General features: G+C 37.9%; 10 protein-coding genes. All 10 read left to right on the top strand.

Annotated features, from left to right (window positions below; translation table 11 throughout):
* The first annotated feature begins 68 nt into the window (after positions 1 to 68).
* The 10 genes from C0430_RS01225 to C0430_RS01270 all read left to right on the top strand — a co-directional run bounded on the left by C0430_RS01225 (position 69) and on the right by C0430_RS01270 (position 16,217).
* The gene (locus tag C0430_RS01225; RefSeq protein WP_366559280.1) at positions 69 to 833 is read left to right on the top strand and encodes an endonuclease/exonuclease/phosphatase family protein; all 765 of its coding nucleotides are present in this window, start codon (positions 69 to 71) and stop codon (positions 831 to 833) included.
* A gap of 43 nt (positions 834 to 876) precedes the next feature.
* Entirely contained in the window at positions 877 to 2,307 is a 1,431-nt protein-coding gene (locus C0430_RS01230; protein ID WP_290864646.1) for a glycoside hydrolase family 30 beta sandwich domain-containing protein, read from the top strand.
* Between the two features lie 43 nt (positions 2,308 to 2,350).
* Complete coding sequence (locus C0430_RS01235; protein ID WP_290864648.1) at positions 2,351 to 3,913, top strand: sugar porter family MFS transporter; 1,563 nt, start codon at positions 2,351 to 2,353, stop codon at positions 3,911 to 3,913.
* A gap of 26 nt (positions 3,914 to 3,939) precedes the next feature.
* Positions 3,940 to 5,214 carry a family 16 glycosylhydrolase gene (locus tag C0430_RS01240; RefSeq protein ID WP_290864650.1) on the top strand — a complete coding sequence of 425 codons (1,275 nt, stop codon included), beginning with the start codon at positions 3,940 to 3,942 and terminating at the stop codon, positions 5,212 to 5,214.
* 42 nt (positions 5,215 to 5,256) lie between these two features.
* Complete coding sequence (locus tag C0430_RS01245) at positions 5,257 to 8,703, top strand: hypothetical protein (protein ID WP_290864652.1); 3,447 nt, start codon at positions 5,257 to 5,259, stop codon at positions 8,701 to 8,703.
* A 21-nt stretch (positions 8,704 to 8,724) separates the two neighbouring features.
* The gene (locus tag C0430_RS01250) at positions 8,725 to 10,182 is read left to right on the top strand and encodes a glycoside hydrolase family 30 protein (protein ID WP_290864654.1); all 1,458 of its coding nucleotides are present in this window, start codon (positions 8,725 to 8,727) and stop codon (positions 10,180 to 10,182) included.
* 41 nt (positions 10,183 to 10,223) lie between these two features.
* Positions 10,224 to 11,990: a cellulase family glycosylhydrolase gene (locus C0430_RS01255; protein ID WP_290864657.1), complete on the top strand. Its 1,767-nt coding sequence runs from the start codon at positions 10,224 to 10,226 to the stop codon at positions 11,988 to 11,990.
* Between the two features lie 56 nt (positions 11,991 to 12,046).
* Positions 12,047 to 14,302 (top strand): glycoside hydrolase family 3 N-terminal domain-containing protein, encoded by a 2,256-nt coding sequence (locus C0430_RS01260; RefSeq protein ID WP_290864659.1) that lies wholly within the window; start codon positions 12,047 to 12,049, stop codon positions 14,300 to 14,302.
* A gap of 311 nt (positions 14,303 to 14,613) precedes the next feature.
* Entirely contained in the window at positions 14,614 to 15,285 is a 672-nt protein-coding gene (locus C0430_RS01265) for a GDSL-type esterase/lipase family protein (protein WP_290864661.1), read from the top strand.
* Between the two features lie 137 nt (positions 15,286 to 15,422).
* Positions 15,423 to 16,217 (top strand): hypothetical protein, encoded by a 795-nt coding sequence (locus tag C0430_RS01270; RefSeq protein ID WP_290864662.1) that lies wholly within the window; start codon positions 15,423 to 15,425, stop codon positions 16,215 to 16,217.
* The last annotated feature ends 23 nt before the right edge of the window (positions 16,218 to 16,240 follow it).

Below are 16,240 nucleotides of genomic sequence, written 5' to 3' on the forward strand. Positions count from 1 at the left end.
TGAAATATATCCTGATTTTATTGACGGTATTAAATGCATGTTGTTCAAGTGCGCAAAGCATAAAGATCATGACATACAATATTCGTTTGGATGTAGCCTCTGATGGTGAAAACGATTGGACGCATCGCAAAGATTTTTTTGCTTCACAAATACAGTTCTATGAACCGGATATTTTTGGAGTTCAAGAAGCAACACCCAATCAAGTAATCGACATGTCGGGAGTTTTCCCCCAATACAACTTTTTAGGCATCGGAAGAGAAGGGGAAGGAAAAGGAGAATCTTCCAATATTTATTATAAAAAAGACCGTTTTAAGGTATTGTCCAGCAACACTTTTTGGCTTTCAGAAACTCCGGACAAAATTTCAAAAGGTTGGGATGCGGCATTCAACAGGGTTTGCACCTATGGTTTGTTTAAAGATTTGAAAACACAGACAACGTTTTGGGTTTTCAACACGCATTTGGATCATATGGGTGAATTGGCCAAGACCAATGGAATTTTGCTCATTCTTTCGAAAATAAAAGCATCGAACACTAAAAATTATCCAGTGTTTTTTATGGGAGATTTTAATTCCCTGCCTACCGACGATAGAATAGAAATGTTAAAAAAAGAGATGAACGATACTCGGGATATTTCGGAAACAAAGCCTTTTGGACCTTCGGGGACTTTTAATGGTTTTCAACACGACAAGCCCGTAACAGAATTGATAGACTATGTTTTTCTGTCCAAAAACAATAAATTTAAAGTGAAAAAATATGCCGTTTTAAGTGATTCCAAAGATTTAAAATATCCTTCAGATCACTTGCCGGTTTATGTAGAGATAAGTTATAAATAAAATAAAAATGAATAAAATAAAAATGAATAAAATAAAAACAATAATGAAAATTTTTCTGATAGCCTTCTTGACCAGTCTTGTAGCAGAGTGTTCTCCATCAAGTCCACAGCCTACTCCAACACCGCCAACACCACCAGTAGTGACAAATGATGTGGATTTTTGGTTGACAAAAGGAGATCAATCCGTATTGCTCAAAAAACAATCCGCTATTTTAGGATTTGGCACGGTGTACAACATGTATCCAAATATTGAAGTCAATGATGCACAAACTTTTCAAACTGTTGACGGGTTTGGGTACACTCTAACGGGAGGAAGTGCTGAAGTTATCAATCAATTAACGACCGTCAAAAAGCAGGAATTATTGCAGGAGTTGTTTGGCTCAAGCGAAAATTCAATTGGCATAAGTTATTTGCGTTTGAGCATTGCCGCTTCAGATTTGAACAGCGCTCCATTTTCTTATGATGACATGCCAACTGGACAAACGGACGTGAACTTGGCCAACTTTAGCTTGGCTCCCGACATGACAAATTTAATACCCGTTTTGAAAGCTATTTTGGCCATCAATCCAAATATAAAAATCATGGCGACACCTTGGTCACCTCCAGTTTGGATGAAGGACAACAATAGTTTTATTGGCGGAAGCCTGCAGCCACAATATTATGGAGTTTATGCCCAATATTTTGTGAAGTACATCCAAAAAATGAAAGCAGAAGGCATTACTATTGACGCTATTTGTCCACAAAACGAACCCTTGCATCCAGGAAATAATCCAAGTATGTTGATGACGGCAAGCCAACAAGCAGAATTCATAAAAAATAATTTAGGACCAGCTTTTCAAACTGCGGGCATCAATACCAAAATTGTAATTTATGACCACAATTGTGACAGACCTGATTATCCAATTGCTGTTTTAAGTGATACTGCGGCAAACCCTTTTATAGACGGGGCTGCATTCCATTTGTATGGAGGTGATATCAGTGCTTTGTCATCCATTCACGAAACTTTTCCAAACAAAAATGTTTATTTTACAGAACAATGGACTTCATCCGAAGGCAACTTTGGAGGCGACCTTAGATGGCATGCCAAAAACGTGGTTATTGGTTCCATGAGAAATTGGAGCAAAATTGCGTTAGAGTGGAATTTGGCCAATGATTCGTCATTTGGACCTCATACTCCAGGTGGATGTTCGCAATGCAAAGGCGCCATAACCATAAACAGTGCAGATAGTTATGTTAGAAACGTGGCTTATTACATAATTGCCCACGCTTCTAAATTTGTTCCATTTGGTTCAACAAGAATCGCCAGCAATGTACAAGGAAATTTAAGCAATGTGGCTTTTAAAACACCTACCGGGAAAATAGTTTTAATTGTTGTAAATGACGGAAACAATGCGGCACAATTTAACATAAAATACAACGGCAGATGGATTACCTCTTCACTGGAAAGCGGTGCTGTGGGTACTTATGTATGGTAAAAAAACTTAAACCAAAATAATTAACAATCAAACAATAAATTTTATGCAAACAAAAAAAAGTTCAGTAACCCTTATTGCACTTGTAGTGGCAATGGGTGGATTTTTAATGGGATTTGATGCATCCGTTATTTCCGGGGTAATTAAATTCATAGAACCCGAATTTCAACTTTCAAAAATAGAATTGGGCTGGGCAGTGGCTTCACTGTCTTTATCGGCTACAGTGGCGATGATGTTTGCCGGACCCATAAGTGATAAATATGGCCGAATTATTGTTTTAAAATATTCCGCTTTATTGTATGCTTTTTCTGCAATTTTATCGGCTGTGGCTCCTACATTTTTTATCTTGGTTTTTGCCAGAATGCTGGCCGGAATTGGAGTGGGGATTTCTCTAATCATAGCACCAATGTACATTGCCGAAATTGCGCCTGCCGACAAACGTGGTAAAATGGTTTCCTTCAACCAGTTGAATATCGTGATTGGTCTTTCGGCAGCTTTTTTCACCAATTATCTTATCGTGCATTTAGCCGGTTCCGATGCTGCTTGGGTTGATACTTTAAAAATTCGTGAATACAATTGGAGATGGATGTTGGGAATTGAATTCCTGCCAGCAGTCTTGTATTTCATATTTTTGTTTTTTGTTCCCCAAAGTCCAAGATGGCTTATCATGAAAGGCAGATACAACGAAGCTTTGGATGTCATGAAAACCGTTGGCGACGAAGAAGTTGCCGAGAAAATGGTTAGCGAAATCAAGGAAAGTATTCTGTTGGATTCCGCTCCAAAAGAAAAAATTTCCATCAAAGAATTGTTTACGCCATCGATGAAATTGGTGATGACCATAGGAATTGGAATTGCCATCTTGCAACAAATTGTCGGAATCAATTGCGTGTTTTTCTATGCGCCAATGATTTTCGAACAATCCGGAATTGGTACCGATGCTTCATTTATACAAGCTATTTTGGTGGGTCTTATCAACGTGGTGTTTACCATCGTGGCAATGTCATTGATTGATAAACTGGGAAGAAAACCGTTGTTGGTCATTGGTGTAAGCGGTATTGCGCTAAGCATGTTAGTGTTGGCTTACAGTTTTAATGCGGCGACTTATACCCTGACCGATGCTTCTGTTGCGAAATTGCCAACCGAGATTCAAGCTGACCAATTGGCGACTTTAAAAAACAAAACCTTTGAAACCGATACCGAATTTAAAGCTGCAGTGGCGGAAACTATCGGAGCTGATATTGCAACCAAATACGAATCAGAGTTGATTACGGCTTCGATAACGATGAATTCAACACTAATCCTGTTCTGTATTTTAGGTTTTGTGGCGTCATTCGCCATTTCGCTTGGGCCAGTAATGTGGGTGTTGTTTTCCGAACTTTTCCCTAATAGAATTCGAGGTGTTGCCATTTCATTTGTAGGATTTGTCAATTCAGCGATAAGCTTCTTGGTTCAATTGGTTTTTCCATGGGAATTGGCCAACTTGGGGACTACTTTGACTTTCTTGCTATTCGGACTTTTCGCAATTTTAGGACTCCTTTTGATAATAAAATTATTGCCGGAAACTAAAGGGAAATCATTGGAAGAATTAGAGGCAATTCTAGTAAAATAATTGATTAAAATAATAGAGATATGTTAATGCAGTATAGAAAATTAGTAAAGCAAACCGCTTTGCCATTGATGGCAATTTTGTTATTGTCCAATTGTGCCAATACAAAAAACACCAAAAATTCATCACCAACAGTAGTAATCGAAGCCGAAAGTTTTATCAAAAACTCTGGGAATATCACAGTTTTAGACAAAGAAAATGCTGGATTTGTCAAAACGGGTCAAGATGGATCTTGGCTTAGTTATAGTGTCAACATTCCTGTTTCTGGTAGATACATGGTTCGCCTTTATGCCAAAAACGAGACGACCAGCGAAGTAAAATGTTGGCTTGAAGATTACATAGACAACAAAGATGAACGAACATATAATGTCACTGGCAGCATGAATGTTGCAGGTAACAGTGCCAGCAATTTTGTCCAAATTGACGGTTCCCCTTTTGAAGCAAAGACGCATTTGATGAAATTCCACATAGAAAAAAGCCCTTTGTTGATTGACAAAATCGAGTTGATTTTGATGAAAGAACACAAAGCTTCTCCAGTGGTTGTCAAACAAAATACCACCGGAAAAGATTGGGAATTAACTTGGAGCGACGAGTTTAACGGCAAAGGATTAATTGATGAAACAAAATGGACTTATGATTTCGGAAATTGGGGTTGGGGCAATAACGAGCCACAATACTACACCGAAAAAAGAGTTGAAAATGCCAGACAGGAAGATGGTAATCTTGTCATTGAAGCCAGAAAAAATGACGATGGAAAACCTTGGACATCGGCTAGAATAACCACTCGTGGAAAGGCTAGTTTCTTGTTCGGAAAAATCGAATTCAGGGCCAAAGTTCCGGCAGGACAAGGAGCTTGGGCAGCAGGATGGTTGTTGGGAGATTCGTATGTGGATGAATTATCTTGGCCTTATTGTGGCGAAGTGGATATATTGGAAAATGTAGGTTCTGAAATAGACGACACTACTGGAAACGGTAAAACACACGGTTCCGTTCACTATGAAGGATATTATTTCAAGAAAGGAAACCAAATACCGTTTGTTACCGATGTCGAAAACATGAATGGAGAATTCCACAACTACACACTCGAGTGGTTGCCAACAGGAATGACGATGTATGTTGACGGAATAAAATATTTTGACTATCAAGTCACAGAATCAAGAAGTGCAGCTTGGCCTTACAGCAAAATACCCCAAAACCTGATTTTAAACCTGGCGATGGGCGGCGGAATGGGCGGAAATATTGATCCGGCATTAACTTCCCAAAAACTAATCGTCGATTATATAAGGGTTTATGAATTAAAATAAACAAACAGAATAAAAATACAGATTTAGATTAAGCATAAAAAAATGGAAAAAGAAATTCTTCTCGGAAGCAATAAATTAAATGTCGAAAGCAATACAATTACTGGAGGTTTCACGGATTTAAACGGGGAAACTTTTTATAAAATTGCCAACTACCACCAGATGGATCCATTTTTTATGACCATCGTCAGCAGTTCCGATCATTGGATGTTTATTTCCAGTAACGGTGCTTTGACGGCTGGTAGAAAAAACCCAGACTTGGCCTTGTTTCCTTATTACACGGTTGATAAAATCCAGGATTCTGCCGAGATATCGGGAAGCAAAACCATATTATTGGTGACAAGAGGAGACAAAACGTCTTTGTGGGAACCGTTCTCGGATAAATACAACGGTGTTTATAAAATTCAGCGCAACATTTACAAAAGTGTTTACGGCAACAAAATAGTTTTCGAAGAAATAAATGAAGATTTGGGAGCCACTTTTTCCTATGAATGGATGAACAGTGAAAAGTTCGGTTTTATCAAAAGGGCCACAATCGCCAATAATCTTGAAAAGACTTGCTCGATTTCGGTGTTGGATGGAATCCAAAATATTTTGCCAGCCGGAATCAACCGCCAACTTCAATTGTCATTGAGCAATTTGGTCGATGCCTACAAGAAAAATGAATTGGTAAACAATCATCCCATAGCCTTGTTTATGTTGAGTTCCATAATCGTGGACAAAGCCGAGCCCAGCGAAGCCTTGAAAACCACCGTGGTTTGGTCAGAAGGAATGGAAAATGCCAAAATTTTATTGTCGTCACGCCAATTAAACAATTTCAGAAAAGGTCAAATTCTGGAAACAGAAACCGACGTGAGAGCCGCAAGAGGCGCTTATTTCATAAATTCGGAAATGGAACTTGCTGCCGGTCAAAACAAAACATGGCACATTGTGGCAGAATTAAACAAAGATGCCGGCTACATTGCGACTCTGAAACATTTTGTAAAAGAAGAAAAAAACATTGCACAACTGCTGCAAAACGACGTGAACAATTGTACCCAAGATTTGGTAAAAATCGTCGCTTCTGCAGATGGATTGCAACTTACCCAAGACAAATTAAGTGTCAACAGGCATATGTCAAATGTATTGTTCAACGTGATGCGCGGCGGAATTTTTGATGATAATTATACCATTTCCATAAAAGATTTACTCGAATTTATTCTTGGTGCCAATGCTGAAGTGCATAAAAACAACAAGATTTTTATCGAAAATTTGGGTTCTTCGATTGCATTTCCAGTTTTGGTCGAAGAAATTGCCGCCCATAAAGACGAGCAATTAATCCGGTTGTGTTTCGAATATTTGCCATTGGCATTCAGCCGAAGACACGGCGATCCATCACGTCCTTGGAATCTTTTTTCCATCGAAATGAAAAGAGAAGACGGTTCAAAAAACCTGAATTATCAAGGAAACTGGCGCGATATTTTCCAAAATTGGGAAACGCTTAGTTTATCTTATCCTTCTTTCGTCGAAAGCATGATTTGCAAATTTTTGAATGCATCAACCGCCGACGGATACAATCCCTACCGAATCACCAGAGGCGGAATCGATTGGGAATCGCCGGAACCTGACGATCCATGGGCGAATATTGGTTATTGGGGCGATCACCAAATTATTTATTTGCAAAAATTCTTGGAGATTTCAAAGAAATACCATCCCGGAGCATTAAACAAGATGCTTTCTGAAAATATTTTTGCTTATGCCAATGTGCCATATAGAATCAAGCCTTACAGCGATTTGGTAAAGAATCCTTTTGACACGATTGACTTTGATTTCGAAGCCGAAAAATTAGCTTTGGAACGAGTGAAAAAAACGGGCAGCGACGGAAAATTAATTTGGGATAAAAACGGCAAAGTAGTGCACGTGAATTTCACCGAAAAATTATTGGTAACCGTATTGGCAAAGCTTTCCAATTTTATTCCCGAAGCCGGAATCTGGTTGAACACCCAACGTCCGGAATGGAATGATGCAAACAATGCCTTGGTGGGCAACGGCGTTTCGATGGTAACATTGTACCATTTGAGAAGACTTCAGTCTTTTTGCCTCGAATTATTCCAGAAAACGGCAACGACAAATATGGAAGTATCGGAAGAAATTGTCGAATTCTTTAAATCAACCTACGACACATTCATCCAATTTGAATCCGTGCTCAATGGTAAAGTTTCTGACAAGGAAAGAAAATTAATCATGGATGCCCTAGGAACTGCAGGAAGTAATTTCCGTGAGAAAATTTACGGCAACGGTTTTTCTGGAAAGAAACAACTCATCGAGGTCGACCAACTTTCTGGTTTTATCGCATTGACATTGAAATACATTGACCACACCATTTATAGCAACAAACGTTCGGATAATTTATACCATTCCTACAACCTGGTTGCCATCAAAAAAGACGCGGTTTCCATTCGAAATTTATACGAAATGTTGGAAGGACAAGTGGCAGTTTTGAATGCCGGAGTTTTAAACACGGCTGAGGTTATCGAAGTGCTTGATGCCTTAAAATCTAGCGCGATGTACCGCAAAGACCAGTACAGCTACATGTTGTATCCAGACAGGCAATTGCCAAGGTTTATGGAAAAAAATTGTGTTCCTGCCGAATTGGTTCAAAGCAGTCAGCTGCTGACGGAACTTATTTCTGGAAATAATACCGAAATCATCTACAAAGATGCAGATGGCGTTTTCCATTTCAACGGAAATTTTAGAAATGCTGCCGATTTGAAAAAAGCGCTGGATTTGTTGGAAACCAAAAACAATTTGGAACAAGAAAAAGTGTTGCAAATTTTCGAAAAAGTATTCGACCATCAATCTTTCACGGGACGTTCCGGGACTTTCTATGGTTTCGAAGGTTTGGGTTGCATCTACTGGCACATGGTTTCCAAACTGTTGTTGGCCATTGGCGAAAATTATTTTATGGCGCTTCACAACAATGCCGATGAAGACCAACTTGGTAAGATGGTACAACATTATTATGATGTGAGAGCTGGAATCGGACTCAATAAATCACCGGAATTATTTGGGGCATTCCCAACCGATGCTTATTCCCATACGCCAGGTTTTGGCGGAGCCAAACAACCCGGAATGACAGGGCAGGTGAAAGAAGACATTATTGCACGTTTTGCGGAATTAGGCATAATGGTCGAATCTGGAAAAATCTCTTTCAATCCAGGATTGTTGAGAAAATCAGAATTTCTTCTCTCGGCCGAAGAGTTTCAATACATAACCGTAGAAAATAAAAATGCCAGTATTGCTTTAAATAAAGATGCTCTAGCATTCACTTTTTGTCAAGTTCCATTTGTTTATCATTTGTCCAATCAAAATTCAGTGAAAATTACAAATGCAAACGGAGATATTTTAGAAGCGGAAGGACTTGAAATAAAAGCATTGGCGAGCAATGAAATATTTAACAGAACAGGATTGGTAAAACAAGTAGACGTTTACTTGATGCCACTATTAAAATAAAAAAATAAAAAAAACCTACTTATGAAAGCAACGATTCTATCCCTGGTTTTGCTGGTAACAACCAGTGCTTTTGCCCAGCAAAAAAGCAAAACCCAGCCCAAACCTTTTTCTGCAAAAGACAAGATGGTTACTGTTTACACTTCTGCTGACAGTACAAATTTGAGATTGGCAAAAACCGATAATCTTAAATTTTCAGACTTGAAACAACCCGTGGAAAGACAATCTTGCATTTTTGTGAATCCAGACAAAACGTTCCAAACCTTTTTGGGAATTGGTGGTGCCATTACGGATGCCAGCGCCGAAGTTTTTGCAAAATTGTCAAAAGACAAGCAACAAGAATTCTTGGATGCCTATTACAGCAAAGACAAGGGAATTGGTTATTCCATCATTAGAACAACCATTCACAGCAGTGATTTTAGTTCCGGAAGTTATACTTATATAGCCGAAGGAGACAAGGAATTGAAGACCTTCAACATTGATCATGACAGGAAATTCAAAATCCCCTTGATCAAAAAAGCGATTCAAACGATTAATGGCGACGTGAAATTATACGTTAGTCCTTGGAGTCCGCCAGCTTTTATGAAAGACAATAAAAACATGCTTAAAGGAGGTAAATTGTTGCCGGAATTTTACCAACCATGGGCCAATTATTACGTGAAATTTATAAATAGTTACCAAAAAGAAGGAATTCCGGTTTGGGGATTAACCCTTCAAAACGAACCGATGGCCGTACAAACATGGGAATCATGTATTTATACCGCTGAAGAAGAGCGTGATTTTCTGAAAAATTATCTTGGGCCAACATTGAAAAAAGCAGGACTTGGCGACAAAAAAATCACGGTTTGGGATCACAACAGGGATTTGATGTCGCAAAGAGCAACCACCATTCTTGACGATCCCGAAGCCAATAAATATGTTTGGGGAATAGGTTTTCACTGGTACGAAACTTGGAGCGGTGGCGAGCCAATGTTTGAAAACGTGGGCAAAGTTCATGAAATGTATCCCAACAAAAACTTGTTGTTCACAGAAGGTTGTGTAGAAAAATTCGATGCAAAAAAATACCAACTTTGGGAAAACGGAGAACGCTACGGAAAATCAATGATCAATGATTTCAACAACGGAACGGTTGGTTGGACAGATTGGAACATTCTTTTGGATGAAAACGGCGGGCCAAATCACGTGAGTAATTTTTGCTACGCACCAATTCATGGCGACACAAAAACGGGAGAGTTGATTTATACGCCTTCTTACTACTTTATTGGACATTTCTCTAAATTTATTGGAAAAGATGCCAAAAGAATTAGCAGTGTTTCCAGTCGCAGCAATCTGATAACCACTTCATTTTTAAACAAAGACGGAAAAGTGGTTACCGTTGTCATGAACCAAAGCGACAAAAAAATCACGTATAATCTATGTGTTGGAACAAACGCAACGGAAGTCACAATCTTGCCTCGCGCCATTCAAACTTTAGTGTACTAAAATTTGCGAAGCATTTTTATTCAAACTTTTAAACCTATATTATGAAAAACCTCCTTTTGTTATTTATTATTCTTATGTCATTTTCATCTTTTGGGCAAGGCTATTTGCATAGAAATGGACAAAAAATTGAAGATGGAAACGGTAAAAATATCGTATTGAGAGGATTGGGTTTAGGAGGCTGGATGATTCAGGAAGGTTATATGCTCAAAACCGATGCAGCAGCAGGACCACAGCATGTAATCAAACAAAAAATAACCGATTTAATTGGGGTAGAAAACACCGAGGAATTCTACAAAGCCTACAAATCAAACGGAATTACAAAAAAAGACATAGACTCGCTTGCAGCTTGGGGATTCAATTCCATAAGGTTGCCAATGCATTACAACCTCTACACTTTGCCTATTGAACAAGAAACCGTTTCGGGTCAAAATACTTGGCTTGACGAAGGTTTTAAAATGACGGATGATTTGTTGAGCTGGTGTGCCGCCAATAAAATTTACTTGATTTTAGACTTGCACGGAGCACCCGGTGGTCAAGGACATGACGCGAATATTTCGGATTATGATACCACAAAACCTTCACTTTGGGAAAGTTTGGCCAATCAAGATAAAATGGTTGCGTTTTGGAAAAAATTGGCCTCTCGCTATAAAGACAGTCCATGGATTGGTGGTTATGATATTATCAACGAACCCAATTGGAACTTTACCGGGACGAATTTAAACGGTTGTGACGAAACTTCGAATGCTCCGTTGAGAGCGTTGCAAGTTAGAATTACCGAGACCATCAGGGAAGTCGACACCAATCATTTGATTTTTATAGAAGGAAATTGTTGGGGCAACAATTATGACGGAATTTTTCCGCTTTGGGATGAAAATATGGCCTTGAGTTTTCATAAATATTGGAATCCAAATGATGTGGCTTCCATCCAAAAATTCTTGGATTATAGAACGCAATACAATGTACCAATTTGGTTGGGTGAATCAGGAGAAAACTCCAATGTTTGGTTCAAGGAAGCAATCTCTTTGATGGAAACAAACAACATTGGTTGGGCTTTTTGGCCAATGAAAAAAATAGACAATCTCGCCGGAGTCACTTCGGTTACCATAACATCGGAATACAAGCGATTACTGGAATATTGGAAAAATGGAGGAGAGAAACCTTCGTCAGATTTTGCAAAATCAGCTTTGATGCAAATTGCCGAGAACTATAAAATGGAAAACCTGACCATCAAACATGATGTAATCGACGCTATGTTTCGCCAAGTTCAAACTACCGAAACCAAAAAATACAAAACACATTCGTTGCCAGGAAAAATCTTTGCCACGGAATATGATTTGGGACAAAATGGCTATGCGTATTTTGACAAAGATGTGGTAAATCATGACGGAACAAAATTCACCAGATGGAACAAAGGCGGTGCGATGAGAAATGACGGCGTCGACATTCAAATTTGTAATGATAAAATCAGCAATGGATACAATGTGTGTTTCATTGACGATACCGAATGGTTGCAATATACGGTGACATTGGCTACAGAAAATGTATTTGATGTTGATATTCGATATTCAAATAATGCGGCTGGTGGAAAATTTTATTTGGAAGATGAAAACGGAAAAATTACCCAAACCATTACACTTCCTTTTTCGGGAGGAGCTGCTAAATGGAAAACGGTGACTTTAAAAAATGTGGCTTTAAAACAAGGAGTCAATAAAATAAAAGTTCGCTTTGAAAAAGGAAATTTTAACCTCAATTTTCTGGAATTCAAAAACCCAAGAACTTTGGCAAAGGATTTAAAAAATAATGAATAGCTTCAAGTTAATGCCACGATTAACCAAGTGATTCATCCTAATTATGAGTTTCTAAAATGAAAAAAACAGCCACTACAATATTTTTATTAATTTTCTTTTACAGCTTTTCACAACAAAAATCGGTAGACCAAAAAGTGGATTCTTTACTGTCATTGATGACATTAAAAGAAAAAGCGGGTCAAATGCTGAACATCGGTTTGCCAGCTATATTGGAAGGCGATTATTGGGGAGAGCGAGAAAAAACCATTTATGACTCGGCAAAATTCAAGAAATTAATTGTTGATTATGCCGTTGGGTCCATCCACAACACGCCCGGTTATCCGGCAGAAAGGAAAGGTTGGTTCCAAATTGTTAAAAAAATTCAGGATGCCGCAATGACAAAATCCCGTTTGGGAATTCCTGTTTTGTATGGAATCGACAATATTCACGGCGCCAATTACGTGAATGGTTCCGTGCTTTTTCCACACCAAATTGCCGTTGCCGCAACCTGGAACACGGATATGTCAAAAATATGTGGTGCCATAACTTCTTACGAATCAAGAGCGGCATCGCTCCCTTGGAATTTTAATCCAAATGTGGACGTGGCGATGAACCCGCTTTGGGGTCGAATTTCCGAAAGTTTTGGCGAAGATCCGTATCTCATTTCAGAAATGGGAGCCGCTTATGTAAAGGGTTCGCAAGAAAATGGATTGCAAGATGCCAAGAGTACGGCAGTTTGTTTGAAACATTTTGTGGGTTATGGCGCTGGCAGAAACGGCAAAGACAGGGCAAACGCTCTTATACCAGAGAACAGCCTTCGCCAATATTATTTGCCGCCTTTTGAAAAAGCAATAAAAAACGGCGCAATGGGCGTGATGATTAGTTCCAATGCCGTAAATGGAATTCCATGTCACGTCAATAAATATTATATAACCGATATTTTAAAGGGTGAAATGGGTTTCAGAGGAGTCGTGATTTCAGATTTCAGCGATGTTGATTTATTGGTTGGCGGACACCTTACTGCCAAAGATAAACGGGAAGCCACCAAAAAAGCTGTCAATGCAGGATTGGATATGTTAATGAATCCTTTTGATGCCGATGTGGTTGATTTTATTGTTGATTTGGTCGAAAAAGGCGAAATTCCAATGAGTCGCATAGACGATGCCGCGAGCCGGATTTTACGATTAAAATTTGAATTGAATCTTTTCAAAGCTCCTTATTCCGATCCAAAAAATTATCCAGATTTTGGTAGTAAAAAACATGTTGATGCCAACTATGAAATGGCAAGCGAAGCCATTACATTGTTGAAAAACAAAAACAATATTTTGCCGCTTTCTTCGACTAAAAAAGTATTGGTTACGGGATATTCCGCTAATTCCATTAATGTTTTAAATGGAGCTTGGTCAAGGTCTTTCTTGGGAAGGGAAACAAAATATAACGACCCGAGCAAGTTGACAATTTTGGATGCCATACAAAAACAAGTTGGAGCAACCAATGTTGAATTTGTGCAAGGAACCAATTATTTGGAAGACATTAATTCGGACAAAGCAGTCGAAAAAGCCAAAGATGTGGATTATGTGATTGTTTGTGTTGGTGAAATTCCGGCCTCGGAAAAACCTTCAGACATCAACGAATTACAACTTCCGGAAGCACAGCAAGATTTAATCAAGAAACTTTCGGCAGCGGGGAAACCAGTTATTTTGGTAATGGTTCAAGGAAGACCGCGCATCATTCGGGAAGTGGAACCACTGGTTGACGCAGTAATTATGGGCTATTATCCAGGAGATGAAGGAGGTCGAGCCATTTCTGATATTTTGTTTGGCAAGGTAAATCCAAGTGGGAAACTGCCTTATACTTATCCTAAATTTACCGGAAATGCGCTAACATATTACTATAAAAAGACAGATATAAGAGATGCCAATTGGGGTTTTGATGGTTTTTATCCGCAGTTTGAATTTGGTTTTGGATTATCCTACACGACTTATGAATATTCCAACTTAAAAATGAGCACTGAAAATTGGAAAGGCAATCAAGAACTCAATGTTTCCATCGATGTCAAAAACACGGGAAGCAGGGAAGGCAAGGAAACCGTTGAGGTTTTTATCAAAGATTTGGTGGCTACCGTTTCGCCAGATTGCAAAAAACTGGTTCGTTTTTCTAAAATTGGATTGAAACCCGGAGAAACAAAAACCGTTACTTTTAGTTTAAATTCAAGTGATTTGGCCAGCATAGGAATGGAAAACAAATGGATAACCGAAGAAGGCGAATTTGAATTGCAAATTGGAGGAAATCCTCAAGCCTTGTTAAAAAAAGCTTTTTATTACAGCGAATAAATAGCTATTGGAAAAAACACAAATCAATTTTGAATAAAATAAAAATTGCCTTGTAAATAAAATTGTCACTTACTTGATTAAAAAAAGGGAAGACCACATAAGTTGGCTTCCCTTTTTTTGTTGCCTTATAAAACTTTAAATTTTTCAAAAAAATTTTTTTTTCAAGCACAGGATTTTAGCCATGGTTTTTTACTGAATTTCAAAGGATTATAATAGAAGAGGATTAATGTTGAAAGAAGGAAAAGAAAAGATTTTTAAGCGAAATATAAACCCATAAAATAATTGTAAATTTGAGGCTAAATACTAACGTTATGAAATTTGATTTAAAATTTTTGAAGGCAATTATCTGTGTTCAGATGTTGTTTTTTTATACCATTGCCGAAGCCCAGAATCCTCCTTTTTGGAATGACATTCAAGCTTTCAAAAAGCAGGACAGCATTGCGATGCCGACTCATTATAAAACACTTTTTATAGGAAGCTCTTCTTTTACAAAGTGGAAAACGTTGGAGCAAGATTTGCCGGAATATGCGCCGCTTAATCGTGCTTTTGGAGGGTCAACCTTGTTGGATGTAATCCGTTATCGTGAAGACGTCATCAATAAATATAATCCCGAAAGAATCGTGATTTACTGTGGCGAAAACGACGTTGCTTCTTCCGATACCGTGACCGGAAAAGTGGTATTGGAAAGATTTAAAGTGCTTTATCAACACATCAGGGAAAAATTCCCAAAGATTGATGTCTATTATGTTTCATTAAAACCGTGTCCGTCGAGATGGAGCATGAGACAAAGAATGATAGATGGCAATGCACAAATCGAGGCTTTTTGCAAGAAACAAAAACATGCTTATTTCATTAGTATTTGGGATCAAATGCTCGAAAATTCGGAGCCAATTCCATCCATTTTTGTGGAAGATAGATTGCACATGAATGCAAAGGGTTATGAAATTTGGATTAAAGAAATTAGAAAGAAAATTAAAAATTAGAAGTCACTCAAATCGTAGTTTAACTGAATTATTGGGTTTCTAACGATGAATTTTGTTGCTTCTATGTTGTTTTTTTAGGTTTGATTTATAAAGAACTATAAACCTTAAGTAAAGGGGAGTACGATTTATTGATTATTATGAAAAAAACAAAAAAATTAGTAGGACTGTTATCAGTATTTTTAATAACGCTTTGTTCTTGTACAAACGAAAATGTTGATCCTGTTCAGGTTCAGTTGCTGAAAAAGATAGTGGAAGTTTCAGTTGACGGGTCTTCAAAAACAATTCTCCTTTCTTATGAAGGCAACAAAATAGTGCATATTGATAAATTTGACACAGTTTCCACATTTTATTACACGGGTGACTTGATTACTAAAATCGTCGAATTGGACAAAACAAATCAACACCTGAATACCTCGGAATATTTCTATTTTGATGGACTGTTGACCAAAATTGCTTCATCTGATAATTACGTGATCAACTATGTTCACAATAATGATGGCTCAGTTTTCTATGAAAAGTTGACAAAGGATTCCAACAACAATGACGTTAAAATCTATCACGGAACTTTGTATTTTCAAAGCGAAAATCTTGTGAAGGACGAAAGATTTTTTGACGATGCCGGGCTGGCCGTCTTGAGTAAAAAAAGTATAAGTTTAGCATATGATTCTAAAAACAATGCCTTGCACAACATTTTGGGGTTTAATAAATTGTTGGATTATGCTAAAACAATTTCCTTGAACAATAGTATAAATAGCGCTGAAATTTCTGAAATAAAATATACCGATTCAGATCAAGTTGTTTCGGCAATGAATATTTATAAAAGCAAATACCAATACAATTCGAATGGTTATCCAACAGAAATTGTTTCGGAAAATCTCATCTTTGGAGGAAATGATTCCAATCATTTAAAATCGCAATTATTCTACAATTAATTCTATTTTTGTAAAAAACAATA

Origin of the sequence: Flavobacterium sp., assembly GCF_013823965.1 — a bacterium.
Classification (GTDB): domain Bacteria; phylum Bacteroidota; class Bacteroidia; order Flavobacteriales; family Flavobacteriaceae; genus Flavobacterium.